This window comes from Yersinia sp. 2466 StPb PI, assembly GCF_041538325.1.
Classification (GTDB): Bacteria; Pseudomonadota; Gammaproteobacteria; order Enterobacterales; family Enterobacteriaceae; genus Yersinia; species Yersinia enterocolitica_E.
Window position 1 is genome coordinate 2,132,270 of sequence record NZ_JAULSL010000001.1, and the last position, 13,534, is coordinate 2,145,803.

Here is a 13,534-nt window from a genome sequence, read left to right on the forward strand (position 1 = left end):
ATAATTATTATGATTTATGCTGTTATAGTTACGTTTTATCCAAATACTGATACTGTCGCCAATCTATTACATCTGCTTGCACCGCAATTAAATGGTATTATCATTATTGATAATACGCCCAGTGAACGTGTAATAGATATGGGTGATATTGGATCTGATATTAGTGTAGTAAATCTTGGTGAGAATGTAGGTATTTCTCGGGCCCAAAATATCGGAATTAAATTGGCTGAAGCTCGGGGAGCTACCGATGTTATTTTATTTGATCAGGATTCTTTACCATCGCTATCGCTTATTGAAGATTTATTAACAGCTCGTGACCAAGCCATTAATGATGGCATCGATGTCGCAGCAGTTGGTCCTGTGCATTACGATATAGATAATAGAGTCCCGTCTAAATTTTTACGTACAGCCAAATATAATATTAACTTAATCCCCCCTGATTTCACTTCTGCATATCTTCGCGCTGATTTTATAATCGCGTCAGGATCGCTTATTAGCATCCCATCGATAAAAGAAGTTGGCTATATGGATGAAACACTTTTTATCGATTGTGTTGATATCGAGTGGGGGTTCCGTGCGCTTAAATGTAATAAAATATGTATTGCTGCACAGTATGCATCGATGGATCATAAAATAGGCGATAAACCAATAGTTATTTTTGGTCGGCAAATAACAACACACATACCAATTCGTCATTATTACTTCTTTAGAAATGTCATGTTATTAATGAAACGAGATTATATCCCAATTGCTTGGAAACTACATGTTTTCCCAAAAGCAATAGTCCAGTTTTTTATATTTTCTACTTTACTTAAACCGAGATTTTTGCATTTCAAATATGGTTTAAAGGGTTTCATCCATGGTTTCTTTGGCCGGTCAGGAGCTCTGTGATGAGTAAAATATTATTATACGTAGTCAATGCTGATTGGTATTTCAAACTACATTGGTATAACAGAGCCCAGGCAAATATCGCTAGCGGATATGAAGTTAAAGTTATTTCTAGCTTTTCCACTATGGGTATTAAAGAGGAACTTGAGGAAATTGGTATCGAATGTTTTGATATCAAGCTATCTCGAAGTGGAATTAATCCTTTTTTTGAAATCATGACATTTTACTCAATTCTAAAAGTAGCATCTTTATTAAAACCAGATATAATTCACTCCATTACTGTAAAACCAAATATATATTCTGGCATAATTGGTAGGATCATTCATAGACCTGTAGTGAAGAGCGTTACTGGTTTAGGCGTTATTTTTTCTAACGACTCTATTTTTTTTCGTTCAATAAGGCCATTAATAACTAATTTATATAAACTCGCAGGTTCATCTAAACGCGGTGCTTTTGTATTTGAAAATCATCATGACCTGAGTTTTTTCAAAAAAAATAAAATAACTAACTCTCAAAGTATGTACTTTGTTGAAGGAGCCGGCGTTGATCCGAATATATTTTCATATGATGAAAATATATTCGGAAAACCGAAAATTAAACTACTTTTTGGAGCCAGACTACTGAAGGATAAAGGGCTCGATACGCTTATTATGGCACTTGATGCGTTGCATAAAGAACGGGATGATTTTGAATTATCTATCGCAGGTATTTATGATCTACGTTCTAGGAATTCATTGGCTAAACAAGAAATCGAAGATATTTGCTCTAGACCATTTGTACAATGGTTGGGACGACGTAATGATATGGATGTAGTTATCAAGGAAAATGATCTTGTTGTATTGCCAACACGTTATGGCGAAGGTATTCCTAGGATACTTATTGAAGCTGCATTCTGTGGTCGCCCAGTACTGACGACTAATGTCCCCGGATGTAATGAGTTTATTGAGAATGGCGTCAATGGATACCTTGTTGAGCCCGCAAATGTTGATGCATTAAAAAGAATGCTTTCTCACATTTTTGATAATCAAGATGAAGCCAAAATATTTTCAGCCAAACTCTATGATAAAGTCAAATATGACTATTCAGACTCATCTATCATAGCTAAATTTCAAAAAATCTACTGTAATTTACAGCAAGATTCTCATCTTTAATTTTCTTTAAAAGATGGGTGAGTATTTATCGAACACTTGTATATAAATCATCCAGTTGTTATATCACGAAGATGTTAGTGTAAATTACAAGCGGGTTTATCTGTGGTGTCAGGAGTATAGGATGGCCGTAAGTGCAAGTGATTGAGCGCCTGTTATTATTGCGCCCTGCCTGAAATAGTTTAATGTATGTGATCATGGATGCACAGCTGACTGACTTACATGGATGATTTCACCAAAGAATGCCTAACCATCATTGTGGTATATGAGATATCAGGCATGTAGGTGTCGCATATTCTCTGCATTACTCTATTCTGTAGTTATCCAGCGGTAATTACGAATAGAGTAGAGTCATGAGTTGGCTTGGTAGCCTCGGGATCCATGGGCTCATGAACATGATGTGGCATTGAGGTTGATGCAACTGGCCGAACCTACGCAAGTAGTTTATTGGGCATTTTATCTGCTGCTTTCGGGATGGGTGTCCCAACGGACATTAGTTCTGGGATATGGCTCATGCGATAAACATTATGAGTTAATAGTAGATAAATTATAATGGATATTGCCGAATTTATCGCGTGGCTATCTTATTACACTTGGGTTTTCAGTAATCTGGTGTAATGGTGATTTTGGCAGTAATAAAATGACATAACGAAGTGAGTACTGTATTTAATTGAGAAGAGGTCAATAATACTTCACCGTTTTAGCAGTGGCTTACTTAATCCGTTTTACATCGGTATGTTTTTCACTCGCCGCTTCATGGTAAATATCAGCTAGCCATCCAGCTATTTCATCTTCAGCTAAAAAGGATGCAATAATGACGTCATATATACGAGATGACTTTCCCTCGTTGCTCTCCATCCGGAATAGCTGCCATTCATTGGCAATTTTTTTAACACTGAGACGGCGACCAAAAAAATCATAAATAAGCATAATAAAGCCCTCTATCTCAATAGATGCTATGCTATCAGTTAACGTCTGTAGAATATGAACAGCAAGATGAAAACGATGCGAATCTCAAGCATGTGAACTTAGTTTGAAGGGGGTATCGCTACTTAACGAAGGCTCGGTTTCACGACTGAGTCTTTTTGTTTATGAATCATCCACAACAGATTAGTCCCAATACTTTTATCACCCAGGCAAGCGTCACTTAGTTTCTTACTCGCAATATAAATAGATTGACATCGCTGAGAGATAGTTTGCAAGAGCTCACATTTTATTCAAGGCAATGGTATCAATAGCCATATAAAAGCTGTTGGGAACGAGGGGCTGTACTGCCAGTTGATGTAGAAAATTGGCCAGGTAGAGGAAGTGATTGTCCGGTTTTAAATACAAAAGGCCGCCACTAGCATCTAATTACTTGTAGACATGATGTTTCGTGGCGGAAGCAAGACCTAATCCATAACCTTTTACAGGGTCTCATAGCTTGCTTACAGGTTGACAGACATGAAAGCGCTGTGGATTTGGCACTAAAATGATTGATCAAAAAGTGATCAATTACAATTGATTTGAAATGACATGCATCACATAACCACAAGTATGCTCGCTAACTCGCTTATTTATATAACGAGGCCCACACAAGGTATGGGGAAGCAAGTAATATATGCAGAATACTTATTTTAACGTTGGTTTCTCAATGGCTGTTTGGGAGCATAGAAGGATTTCAACCTTCTCTTTAGCACTGCAAGCTGGGGGAGGTTAAATCAGAGGATCATCATTTAATAATCATCCTCAACGTCTTTAGCTGCCGAGCGAAAAATGAGCCAGACTATCACCGCGATGATCACAACAATACCGGCTATTATCAACGTTATCTTCAATTCCAAAATTGCCTTATTCAAAGTGTTATTAATACTCATCGCGGTTGAGTAACTAATAAAATAGCGTATAACGCTCGACATTGCTGGATTGAACGCTTTCTCCGATCAATTAAGTTATGTGATAGCGCTGGCAGGGATGCTAGCAGATATTAAAAGCATAATCGATATGCTACATAGCAATTAGGAGTATTGCTTAGTGGCGATGGTGAGTGTCAAAATTAATGCACGAAAACAGTGCATATCATCAGTAGATAGCCATTCTGATTAAATAGAAACCTTTATTTAATAAATTATTTGCCATGATAGACAGCTTCAATATTGTAACCATCTGGATCAAGAACAAATGCAGCATAATAGTTTTCATGATAATGAGGACGGTAGCCAGGCTCTCCATTCGATATTGCACCAGCTTCCATGGCAGCATTATAGAATTGATTGACCTCATTTTTGCTTGCAGCACGGAAAGCGATATGGCTTCTTGGGGTATAAGGTTTACCTTCCATTACCCAAAAGTCACCGCCGGGATCATCCCCATTGGCTGAAGTTTTCACACCAAAACCACAGGCATCACCAAGGTTTAGACGTATCTCGTAATTGAGAGGTGCAAGCGCTGCACTGTAAAAATCTTTACTTATTAATATATTAGTAACGTTAATCCCCGTATGGTCTATCACTCTTTATCCTTTCTATTAAATGCCAGCCATTAATCTCATTCGAGTATAACTCACACAGAACATCTTATAATTTGATGCTAATCTCAATCCTTATTAAGACATTGCATAACTTGCAGCCACGCTGTTTCTGTTTCTTTTCCCAGTTGTTGGAATACCTGTCGTAGCAGTTGCATTTGTGTCTCTGTTAATTGAGATTCAAGCTTTTTACCGGCGGGGGAGAGAGATAACTGCCGCACTCTTTGATCATATTCGGCGGTGGTAACCGTGATTAGCTCCATTTTAACTAATTGTTTTAATGGTGCATTAAGCGCTTGTTTGCTGATTTTCAGAATTCCCAACAAGGCATTGATGGCGATATCAGGATTGTGTCCGACAAAGTACAGGATGCGGTGGTGAACCCGACCTAATCCTCGCTGAGCCAGTAATTTATCCGGTAGTTCAGTAAATGTCCGATAACCAAAATAGAACTGTTCGATGGCTTGATGCAGTCGTTGGTCTTCCTGTTGCGGGACGTTTTTGGAGGTTGCCATCGGATTTTTATCACAAATTAAAAAATAATTAGGTCAATACTATTGACGTAATCAGCCGTCCATTTTACTGTCCATAAAGGTCAAGTATGTTGACCTTTATGGAAGGACTGCCATGAATAAGACTGTAGTGGATCAGAATAATCGATTTTCCTCACGGCTGCACGATCTTCACCCCTCGCCTATACGGGAAATACTCTCTGTTATTGAACGGCCTGGGATGATCTCATTTGCTGGCGGCTTGCCTGCGGTTGAAAGTTTCCCGCACTTGCACCTGGAAGGAATGCCGCAATCGATGTTGCAATACGGGGCCAGTGAAGGGGAAACAGAATTGCGCAGGCATATTGCGCAGAATTTATGTAGGCGCGGTTTATCTTGCACTGAGGAGCAGGTCCTGATTATTTCAGGCTCGCAACAAGGAATTGATCTGGTCGCTAAATTATTTATTGATGCAGGAACACCTGTCGCTGTTGAGTCGCCCACTTATTTGGCGGCATTGCAGGTATTTCGGTTCTTCGGGGCACAATTTGTGGCTTATGATTCGGCACAACCTGATATTGATAAACTCAAAACAGAAAAGCCTGCTTTTGCCTACAGCATCCCAACTTTTCAGAATCCAAGTGGTCACTGTCTTGATAGTACACAGCGGGCCACATTAGCAAAGGCGTGTGATGACCTTATGTTGCCGCTGTTTGAAGATGATCCCTATCATGACCTGGTCTATGATCCGTGTGAGCGAAAGCCGGTATGTGCCTTATTACAGCACGCACCGTGGATTTATCAGGGGTCCTTTTCTAAAAGTTTATCCCCGGCATTGCGGTTAGGCTATCTGGTTGCTTCGTCAGAGTTAATTCCTTATCTGACACGGCTAAAGCAGGCGGCTGATCTACACAGTAGCCGAATCAGCCAATGGCTGGTATTGCAACAGCTAGGTGCCGCCAACCATGCTGAACATATGGACCAACTGGCCACATATTATAAGAGTCGTCGTGATGCATTTGAGATCTCTTTACAACGCCATTTTGGTTCTCTTGCCACTTGGGAGAAACCTGCCGGTGGGTTATTCTTCTGGCTCACACTTAATCATTGTATTGATACTCGTAAACTATTGCCTAAAGCACTCGAAAAAAATATTGCATTTATGCCGGGCGAATCGTTCCTGCCATATCCGTCAGAGGGCTGTGGCCAGTTACGACTTAACTTCAGTCATGCAACAGAAGAACAAGCTGATATTGGTTTACAGACGTTAGCTGCTTTGGTGAGAGAAGATTGTTAATATTCTAAAATAGCTTACAAATAGAATGGCGAGAGCCGCAATAATAGAGAAAATTAATTAATAGGCGGGAGTCTTTCCCGCCAATATATTTTTGTTATTAAATATGTCTATGAGAAAGGATGTTCTTTCTTTAGAATTTTATCAATTATATTTAATACGCCAGAGTCGTTATTTGATTCGGCCTGATACTTTGCTACATTCTTAATGTTGTCTGGAGCATTTGCCATGGCATAACCAAAGCCGGCGTACTGTAACATTTCAATATCATTGCCACCATCGCCAAAAGTTACGACTTGTTGATCAGTTACATCCCACATTTTTTGGAGTAGTTTAATACCATTGGCTTTATGAATGCCGGGTATTATAAGGTCTACAGAACCATGTCCACTTGATACCGGGGTCACTATATCTGCGAGTTCTTGCTCGATAAATTTCATAAAGTCTACCAGTTTCTCATTGGGTAAACTTATCGCAAATTTGAATGCAGACTCTGTTACTTGATCGAAATTATCGATAATTTTAAGGCGATGGTAGTATTTACTCATTGTAGTGTAGAAATAATTATCTGAAGAGCTCAGCATGTAAGCGCCATTTTTGCCACAAACAATGACATCAAGATAGGGTATTGGTAGTAATGTTTTTAGCACTTTATTACAATCTTCATCAGAGATTGAACCGCAGAAAATTTCAGTATTCTTGTTACTGACATAAGCCCCATTTTCAGCAACAAAAGCGATTTCATTGGCAATCTCAGGGAAGAATGAAATTAGCTGATAATATTGATTACCACTGGCAACAACAAATTTTATTCCATTTTCTTTTAGTTGTGAATATTGTGTAATAAACCGTTCCCTATCAAAACTCATCTGATCATTGAGAAAGGTTCCATCCATATCAACAGCAATGATTTTAATGCTCATACAATTTCCCTCTTTAACATCTTGGTTTGATAGAGAATATCTCGGCATAGTATACCTAAAAAAAAGCTAGCATAATTTTGCTAGCAGGTAAAATTACCATACTCAGTCACACTTTTATCTTCAAAAAACAGATTGACCCACTATCCACCGGCTTTATTTATCGGTAGATAAATGTTTAGTCACTGGAATATTTCAGTTTGAATGCCCCAACTGCTATGACAATAAATGTCAGGGCAACCACTGTGAATGCAGTGTAGAGGTCAGTTATATGTGCAATAAAACCGATCAGTGCCGGCCCCCCTAAAATACCGAAATAACCCAGCGTTGCGACCATGGCTACCGACATGTTCACGGGCATTACACTTTCCTGGCCAGCCAGCGTGATAAGTACCGGAACAATATTAGCTGCACCTATTCCTACCAGTGCAAAGCCAAATAACGTAAATTTCCAGTCAGGTATTATGACGGCAATGGCATAGCCGGTCATGGCGATGATACTGCTAAAAATCAGTACATGCTTGCGTCCCAAAATACTGACAACTTTATCACCAGTGAAACGCATTACAGACATGGTGCCACCGAAAATAGCAAACCCCCAACCGGCATGTGCTATGTCAAGGCCACGGTCATTGGTTAGAAATACGCCACTCCAATCTAATACTGCACCTTCCGCCATAAAACAAATCATGCACATAAGTGCCATTAATATGAGCCTGAAGTTTGGGCGTGGTTTTATTTTTGGCTGTTGATTAGGTTCTTTATGATCGCCAAAAGGGATTAATTCCTTGAAAACGACTGAGGTAATTATAGCCATTATCACGACGGCAATCAGCGTTACGGGGAGGGGCATTAAGCCAAGAGTAAATAATATTGCACCGCCGCCAGCACCCGCAATTGAACCAATGCTGAATAAACAGTGGAAACCTGACATCAGTGGTTTATCCGAGGATTGTTCAACCAGAGAGCCTTGGACATTAACCGCAACGTCGACTAAACCAATGCCTGCGCCAAAAAAGAACAGACATAGTGCCATCAAAGGGAACTGATCAATAATTGCCAATGTGGGCAGGAAAACAGCGCTAACAACGATACCTAATAGTATTATTCTTCTACAGCCGAAGCGGCCAATCAGTTTGCCAGAGAATAGCATTGCCAGTAGGGAGCCTGTTCCCAAGCAAAGTAATAACATCCCCAAAGAGCCTGCATCAAAATGAAGTCTATTCTGTGCATAGGGCACCAACGATGCCCAAAGGCCCATAGCAAATCCAGCGACAAAGAAGATAGAGCGCGTAGATGTGCGTGTAGCCGGTGTATCCAGAGGGTAGTCGACGACATGGCTAGACATTTAAGCACCTTTCTCTGGTAAGTGGCAGCGAGCAAGTAATAAGTATAGCCACTTTATAAAAGACTTATATTAAGTTGTGAAATATACAGTGGGTACCTGGCTTGTCAAGAACATTTTTGCCTATCAAGGTGGTTTGCCGACTAGAGAAAAGGGCATACGACGGTTAGGATAGCCTGAAGATGGGCGAGGGGGCTCTAGAAAAAGTTTCTCATCATAGATACCGCTGAATACTAGATCTCAAATACTCGAAAATTATTATAGGCATCAAGAGTGTATTCTGATATTCCATTGTGATAATCGTACTTAATGTTGTCGCGATAGACAAAATGGGGTATGTGTTTGCAATCAAATTTTTTGAGTAATTGAGCAGATAATTCTGCAATGCAATTTTGACTGATATGTTCTCCTGAGATGGCTATGGTTGCAGGGTTAATCATGGCGATCAACGATGAAGTAATATAAATAAGTCGTTGTTGCACCAGTTCATGGTGAGAATTTATATTAGTCCCTAGATTGTCATAAAATGGCAGTTGCGACACTTCACCTGCAAATTGACTTGCACCACGTAGCATTTTACCTGAAATAACAATGCCACAGCCGGCACAATGTCTTGGTGGCATAAAAATATAGGCGATAGGTTCATTTATATTACGGCAGTGATTACGATAAAAACCAAATGCGGTATAATTCATGTCATTCCCCGCCTGAACAAAAATACCGAATCGGTTACTTAATAATTCAGTGATTGCCAATCCCTCCAGGCGGGTAATATCGCAAGTAAGTATTTTTCCATCCACAATGACACCGGGCAATCCTAGCCCTATTGCTTTGATATTATTGTATTTATCTGAAAATTCTTGAATTTGCGCGAGCAACATATCTTCAGTTAAATCAGAATATATTTTATCGTACTCAACAATGATTTTGCCATCTGCAGACCTTAGGGATGACGATATAACGCCGGAGGTATCGCTCCCTTCAATATAAATACTTAATATGCTAAAGTAATTTGAGTTGTATATATAGCGCTTTGCTGGCCGGCCACCACGTGATTCATCAATAGATTCTTCAATGATTTCGCCCTTTGAACATAATTCATTCAAAATGGTGCCACATGTTGCCAAGCTTAATCCAGTTTGAGCAGATATATCGCCTTTGGTTGCGGATGACAGCGATTTTAATGTGCTTGCAACCAACATAATATTTTTTTGTTTCATCTGCCGGGTGGTATTAAGCGGTACAGTAGTCATTTTCTTCACCAAATATTTAATTGAAATGAATATAACATGTTCGTATTTATGAAGAAATAATTATCATGGCATTTATCCGTATGGTTGTGGTGATTAAACTTTGCTATAAATGAGTACAGTTGTCGAGCTATAACCACCAGTGGTATTTTCTGTTTTCGTGACTCTCGCGTTTCACGATATTGATGCTTTAGAGGCTGCCTTGTAAAGGGACTATTTGATGGAACCATTACTGACGGATCGTTTGCTATTAATACCTTTAACCCTACAGGATGCTGACCAGATACAGCTAAAATTTCCGGTATGGGAAGTGGTGAAGTATTTAGATGCTTCTGCCGTACCTTGGCCTTACCCAGCCGATGGTGCCCTGACCTTTGTCCGTGATATTGCATTACCTAAGATGCAATGTGGTAGCCGTTTTTTCTGGTCAATCAGGCCGAAGGTTTCACCAGAGACCTTGATTGGTGTTATTAATTTGGCCTGTGATACAGACGATCACCGTGGCTTTTGGTTAAGCCCTGTGTGGCAAGGGCAGGGGTTAATAACGGAAGCCAGTGATGCAGTCACTCACTTCTGGTTTACACAATTGGACCAGCCTTATTTACGAGTGACAAAGGCCGCACCGAATAAGGCGTCAGCCGCCATATCACGTAAAAATGGTATGCGTTTGGTTGCAACGCAGGAGCGAGACTACGTTAGTGGGCATTTCCAGACGGAAATATGGGAAATCAGTCGCGAAGAGTGGTTGAGAAATAAGCGCTGAACCATGGCATGCCAGCTTTGAGGTTATTAATGAGACTAACCGAATGAATAAAATCTGTGGTTGGGCGACAGACTCTTGTTGATAGGGTTGCTAACATGGTGCATATACCGCACAAAGGAGGAGTACAACAATGGGAAATCGCATCACTTTAGCGCGTGTTTACGATGTTCAGCCGCCATATCAAGCCAATACCTTTCTGACTGATCGGCTGTGGCCGCGAGGCATTAGCAAAACCCGGCTGTTAGGGGTGGTATGGTTAAAAGAAGTGGCGCCGGAAAATGCATTACGAAAATGGTTTCATCAATGTTTAGATTGGCCAGAGTTTGTGGTGCGTTATCAGGCCCAGCTTGATAGCTCAACGGCCTGGCAACCTTTACTAGACGTACTGAAACAACAGCCAATTACGTTGCTGTATGGCAGTCGCGACACGCAACAGAATCAGGCGGTAGTGTTACGTGATTTTCTGCTTAGCAAGCTATAGTATTTTCTCTTGTAATACCCATACTGCGGCTTCAACCCGCGATTTCAGCTTCATTTTTTTCAACAGATGTTTGACATGAACTTTAACGGTGCTCTCTGCAATCAGCAATTTCCGGGCAATGGTTTTATTCGGTAACCCTTTAGCGATCAGCTTCAATATGTCGCGTTCACGTGGGGTGAGGGTGTTAATATCGCGCTCATTATCAGACCGATTCTCGCGGAGGTTGATTGCCAGTATCGACATCAATGCGTCGCTGAGAACCATTTGTCCTGCTGCTGCATCATACAATGAGACCAGCAAATCTTCAGGGTCCATATCTTTTAGCAGATAACCATCGGCCCCGCGTTTTAAGGCACTGATGACATCATCCTGATGGTCAGAAACGGTAAACACTACAATTCGCCCGGATAGTGGCTGCTGACGCAATCTATCCAGTGTTTCCAATCCATTCATGCCCGGCATGTTTAAATCCAGCATGATCAAATCAGGATCAAGATTGGTGGCGAGAATAATACCTTGAGCACCGTTGCTGGCCTCACCTGCGATGGATAACCCAGGTGCCATGCTGATTAATTGCTTAATACCGTGCCTTAGCATCGGGTGGTCATCAATCAACAGGATGGTCGCGGCGTCTTGTTCACTCATGAATAGTTCCTGTAGCTGAGAGGGTAAATACCTCGAACGGAAGGGTTGATCGATATTCTTCCTCATCCTTGACTATTACCCCATAACCAATAGGGAGTACCCCCTAATAGTCAACGGGTGTATTACTCGGTTTCAAGAAAACATTCACATCGGCAACTAAATGAAAAGAGGCTCTTTTTTGCCAGTAAACCTACTACCCACAAATGATGTATGGGTATTGTTAGCTAAAAGTTAACTTCACATCCTCTTGATGTAAATCAACTTTGAAATAGCCTCTGGTGCCTAGGGTGACGCATTACTTCCCGTTTGTGGTCACCCTGACTGAGGTTTTTATGTCGCACTCTCCGACACCATTAACTAACTCATCATCTTCCGCTATCCCGGCAAAGTTAGCCGGTGGTCAATCAATACCGCAGTGGTACCCGGAAGATCCACAGTTCTGGCAACAGGTAGGGCATAGTGTTGCCCGGCGAAATTTGTGGATTTCAGTACCAGCATTGTTACTGAGTTTCTGTGTCTGGATGCTGTTTAGTGCGGTCGCAGTGAATCTGAATAAAGTGGGCTTTAACTTCACCACCGATCAACTGTTCATGCTGACAGCATTACCCTCAGTATCGGGGGCACTGTTACGTGTTCCATACTCGTTTGTCATACCGGTCTTTGGTGGTCGTCGCTGGACGGCTATTAGCACATTGTTTCTGGTTATCCCCTGCCTCTGGTTAGGTATCGCGGTACAGGACAGCACCACCCAGTATGGAACATTTGTATTGATTTCATTGTTGTGTGGTTTTGCCGGTGCGAACTTTGCCTCTAGCATGGCTAATATCAGTTTTTTCTTCCCGAAAGCCAAGCAGGGGGGGGCGCTGGGCCTCAATGGGGGATTGGGGAATCTTGGCGTCAGTGTGATGCAACTTATCGCCCCTATGGCTATTTCGGTTGGGGTGTTCAGTGCCTTTATGGGCAGTGGCTATCCACAAGCGGATGGTAGCCAGCTCTGGTTGCAAAACGCAGCCTATATCTGGATCCCCTTTTTGCTGATATTCAGTGTGGCGGCCTGGTTTGGTATGAATGACTTGTCTGCTGCAAAAGCGTCGATTATCCAGCAATTACCGGTCCTGAAACGTGGCCATTTGTGGATTTTGGCGGTGTTATATCTGGCAACTTTTGGTTCATTTATCGGTTTCTCAGCCGGATTTGCCATGTTGGCAAAAACACAATTTCCTGATGTTGTCATCCTGCATTACGCTTTCTTCGGCCCGCTATTGGGCGCACTGGCTCGTCCAATGGGCGGTGCGCTCTCTGATCGCTTTGGCGGCATTCGCGTCACCTTCGTCAATTTTATCCTGATGGCAATATTTGCGGCATTACTCTTCCTCACCTTACCGGGAACCAATGTTAATGGCTCCTTCTTTGCCTTTTTTGGCGTATTCATGCTGCTGTTTCTGACGGCGGGACTGGGCAGTGGATCAACGTTTCAGATGATTGCGGTGATCTTTCGCAAGTTAACTGTCGATCGAGTGACCCTCGCGGGGGGGAGTGATGAACAAGCGCAGCATGATGCCGTCAGAGAGTCAGCGGCGGCACTGGGTTTCATCTCAGCCATTGGCGCTATCGGCGGTTTCTTTATTCCTAAATCCTTTGGTACGTCGCTGGCCCTAACCGGTTCACCGGCCGGCGCGATGAAGCTATTCGTGGTTTTTTATGTGGTTTGCGTATTGATCACCTGGTTTGTCTACGGGCGCAAGCTTAACGCGGGTATGGCGACCAAAAAACCACGTTGACCGGTACGGTCCGATAAATAAG

General features: G+C 41.7%; 13 protein-coding genes. 6 read left to right on the top strand and 7 right to left on the bottom strand.

Annotation, left to right across the window (positions count from 1 at the left end):
- The first annotated feature begins 9 nt into the window (after positions 1-9).
- Both Q2T72_RS09660 and Q2T72_RS09665 read left to right on the top strand, forming a co-directional pair.
- Positions 10-891, top strand: coding sequence for a glycosyltransferase family 2 protein (locus Q2T72_RS09660; protein ID WP_372569079.1), 882 nt, complete (start codon positions 10-12; stop codon positions 889-891).
- Entirely contained in the window at positions 891-2,039 is a 1,149-nt protein-coding gene (locus Q2T72_RS09665) for a glycosyltransferase family 4 protein (protein WP_372569080.1), read from the top strand. Before Q2T72_RS09660 ends, Q2T72_RS09665 begins: the two co-directional genes overlap by 1 nt.
- A gap of 708 nt (positions 2,040-2,747) precedes the next feature.
- On the opposite strand, the gene Q2T72_RS09670 is transcribed toward Q2T72_RS09665, so the two are convergent.
- From Q2T72_RS09670 to Q2T72_RS09680, 3 genes are all read right to left on the bottom strand, one after another.
- The gene (locus tag Q2T72_RS09670) at positions 2,748-2,966 is read right to left on the bottom strand and encodes a hypothetical protein (protein WP_372569081.1); all 219 of its coding nucleotides are present in this window, start codon (positions 2,964-2,966) and stop codon (positions 2,748-2,750) included.
- 1,177 nt (positions 2,967-4,143) lie between these two features.
- Positions 4,144-4,527, bottom strand: coding sequence for a VOC family protein (locus Q2T72_RS09675; protein ID WP_372569082.1), 384 nt, complete (start codon positions 4,525-4,527; stop codon positions 4,144-4,146).
- An 83-nt stretch (positions 4,528-4,610) separates the two neighbouring features.
- Positions 4,611-5,057 carry a MarR family winged helix-turn-helix transcriptional regulator gene (locus tag Q2T72_RS09680; protein ID WP_083159106.1) on the bottom strand — a complete coding sequence of 149 codons (447 nt, stop codon included), beginning with the start codon at positions 5,055-5,057 and terminating at the stop codon, positions 4,611-4,613.
- A gap of 112 nt (positions 5,058-5,169) precedes the next feature.
- Between Q2T72_RS09680 and Q2T72_RS09685 the strand changes: the two genes are divergently transcribed.
- Positions 5,170-6,330, top strand: coding sequence for a PLP-dependent aminotransferase family protein (locus tag Q2T72_RS09685; protein ID WP_083159105.1), 1,161 nt, complete (start codon positions 5,170-5,172; stop codon positions 6,328-6,330).
- A 107-nt stretch (positions 6,331-6,437) separates the two neighbouring features.
- Here the strand turns inward: Q2T72_RS09685 and Q2T72_RS09690 are convergent, their stop codons facing one another.
- The 3 genes from Q2T72_RS09690 to Q2T72_RS09700 all read right to left on the bottom strand — a co-directional run bounded on the left by Q2T72_RS09690 (position 6,438) and on the right by Q2T72_RS09700 (position 9,845).
- On the bottom strand, positions 6,438-7,250 hold the full coding sequence (locus tag Q2T72_RS09690; RefSeq protein ID WP_372569083.1) for a Cof-type HAD-IIB family hydrolase: 813 nt from the start codon (positions 7,248-7,250) through the stop codon (positions 6,438-6,440).
- A 175-nt stretch (positions 7,251-7,425) separates the two neighbouring features.
- Complete coding sequence (locus Q2T72_RS09695; RefSeq protein ID WP_083159103.1) at positions 7,426-8,595, bottom strand: MFS transporter; 1,170 nt, start codon at positions 8,593-8,595, stop codon at positions 7,426-7,428.
- A 230-nt stretch (positions 8,596-8,825) separates the two neighbouring features.
- The gene (locus Q2T72_RS09700; RefSeq protein ID WP_372569084.1) at positions 8,826-9,845 is read right to left on the bottom strand and encodes an ROK family protein; all 1,020 of its coding nucleotides are present in this window, start codon (positions 9,843-9,845) and stop codon (positions 8,826-8,828) included.
- Between the two features lie 217 nt (positions 9,846-10,062).
- Between Q2T72_RS09700 and Q2T72_RS09705 the strand changes: the two genes are divergently transcribed.
- Both Q2T72_RS09705 and Q2T72_RS09710 read left to right on the top strand, forming a co-directional pair.
- The gene (locus Q2T72_RS09705; RefSeq protein ID WP_083159101.1) at positions 10,063-10,605 is read left to right on the top strand and encodes a GNAT family N-acetyltransferase; all 543 of its coding nucleotides are present in this window, start codon (positions 10,063-10,065) and stop codon (positions 10,603-10,605) included.
- Positions 10,606-10,735: 130 nt separating this feature from the next.
- The gene (locus Q2T72_RS09710; protein WP_083159100.1) at positions 10,736-11,086 is read left to right on the top strand and encodes a DUF488 domain-containing protein; all 351 of its coding nucleotides are present in this window, start codon (positions 10,736-10,738) and stop codon (positions 11,084-11,086) included.
- Here the strand turns inward: Q2T72_RS09710 and narL are convergent.
- The gene (gene narL, locus Q2T72_RS09715; RefSeq protein WP_042569642.1) at positions 11,081-11,731 is read right to left on the bottom strand and encodes a two-component system response regulator NarL; all 651 of its coding nucleotides are present in this window, start codon (positions 11,729-11,731) and stop codon (positions 11,081-11,083) included. The genes Q2T72_RS09710 and narL overlap by 6 nt on opposite strands.
- Before the next feature lie 332 nt (positions 11,732-12,063).
- On the opposite strand from narL, the gene Q2T72_RS09720 reads away from it, so the two are divergent.
- On the top strand, positions 12,064-13,512 hold the full coding sequence (locus tag Q2T72_RS09720) for a NarK family nitrate/nitrite MFS transporter (RefSeq protein WP_227746592.1): 1,449 nt from the start codon (positions 12,064-12,066) through the stop codon (positions 13,510-13,512).
- The last annotated feature ends 22 nt before the right edge of the window (positions 13,513-13,534 follow it).

Coding starts and splice junctions, on each gene's coding strand:
- Q2T72_RS09695 (WP_083159103.1), bottom strand. CDS start 8,595: ATGTCTAGCCATGTCGTCGACTACCCTCTGGATACACCGGCTACACGC.
- Q2T72_RS09690 (WP_372569083.1), bottom strand. CDS start 7,250: ATGAGCATTAAAATCATTGCTGTTGATATGGATGGAACCTTTCTCAAT.
- Q2T72_RS09710 (WP_083159100.1), top strand. CDS start 10,736: ATGGGAAATCGCATCACTTTAGCGCGTGTTTACGATGTTCAGCCGCCA.
- Q2T72_RS09660 (WP_372569079.1), top strand. CDS start 10: ATGATTTATGCTGTTATAGTTACGTTTTATCCAAATACTGATACTGTC.
- Q2T72_RS09700 (WP_372569084.1), bottom strand. CDS start 9,845: ATGACTACTGTACCGCTTAATACCACCCGGCAGATGAAACAAAAAAAT.
- Q2T72_RS09670 (WP_372569081.1), bottom strand. CDS start 2,966: ATGCTTATTTATGATTTTTTTGGTCGCCGTCTCAGTGTTAAAAAAATT.
- Q2T72_RS09720 (WP_227746592.1), top strand. CDS start 12,064: ATGTCGCACTCTCCGACACCATTAACTAACTCATCATCTTCCGCTATC.
- narL (WP_042569642.1), bottom strand. CDS start 11,731: ATGAGTGAACAAGACGCCGCGACCATCCTGTTGATTGATGACCACCCG.
- Q2T72_RS09680 (WP_083159106.1), bottom strand. CDS start 5,057: ATGGCAACCTCCAAAAACGTCCCGCAACAGGAAGACCAACGACTGCAT.
- Q2T72_RS09665 (WP_372569080.1), top strand. CDS start 891: ATGAGTAAAATATTATTATACGTAGTCAATGCTGATTGGTATTTCAAA.
- Q2T72_RS09685 (WP_083159105.1), top strand. CDS start 5,170: ATGAATAAGACTGTAGTGGATCAGAATAATCGATTTTCCTCACGGCTG.
- Q2T72_RS09705 (WP_083159101.1), top strand. CDS start 10,063: ATGGAACCATTACTGACGGATCGTTTGCTATTAATACCTTTAACCCTA.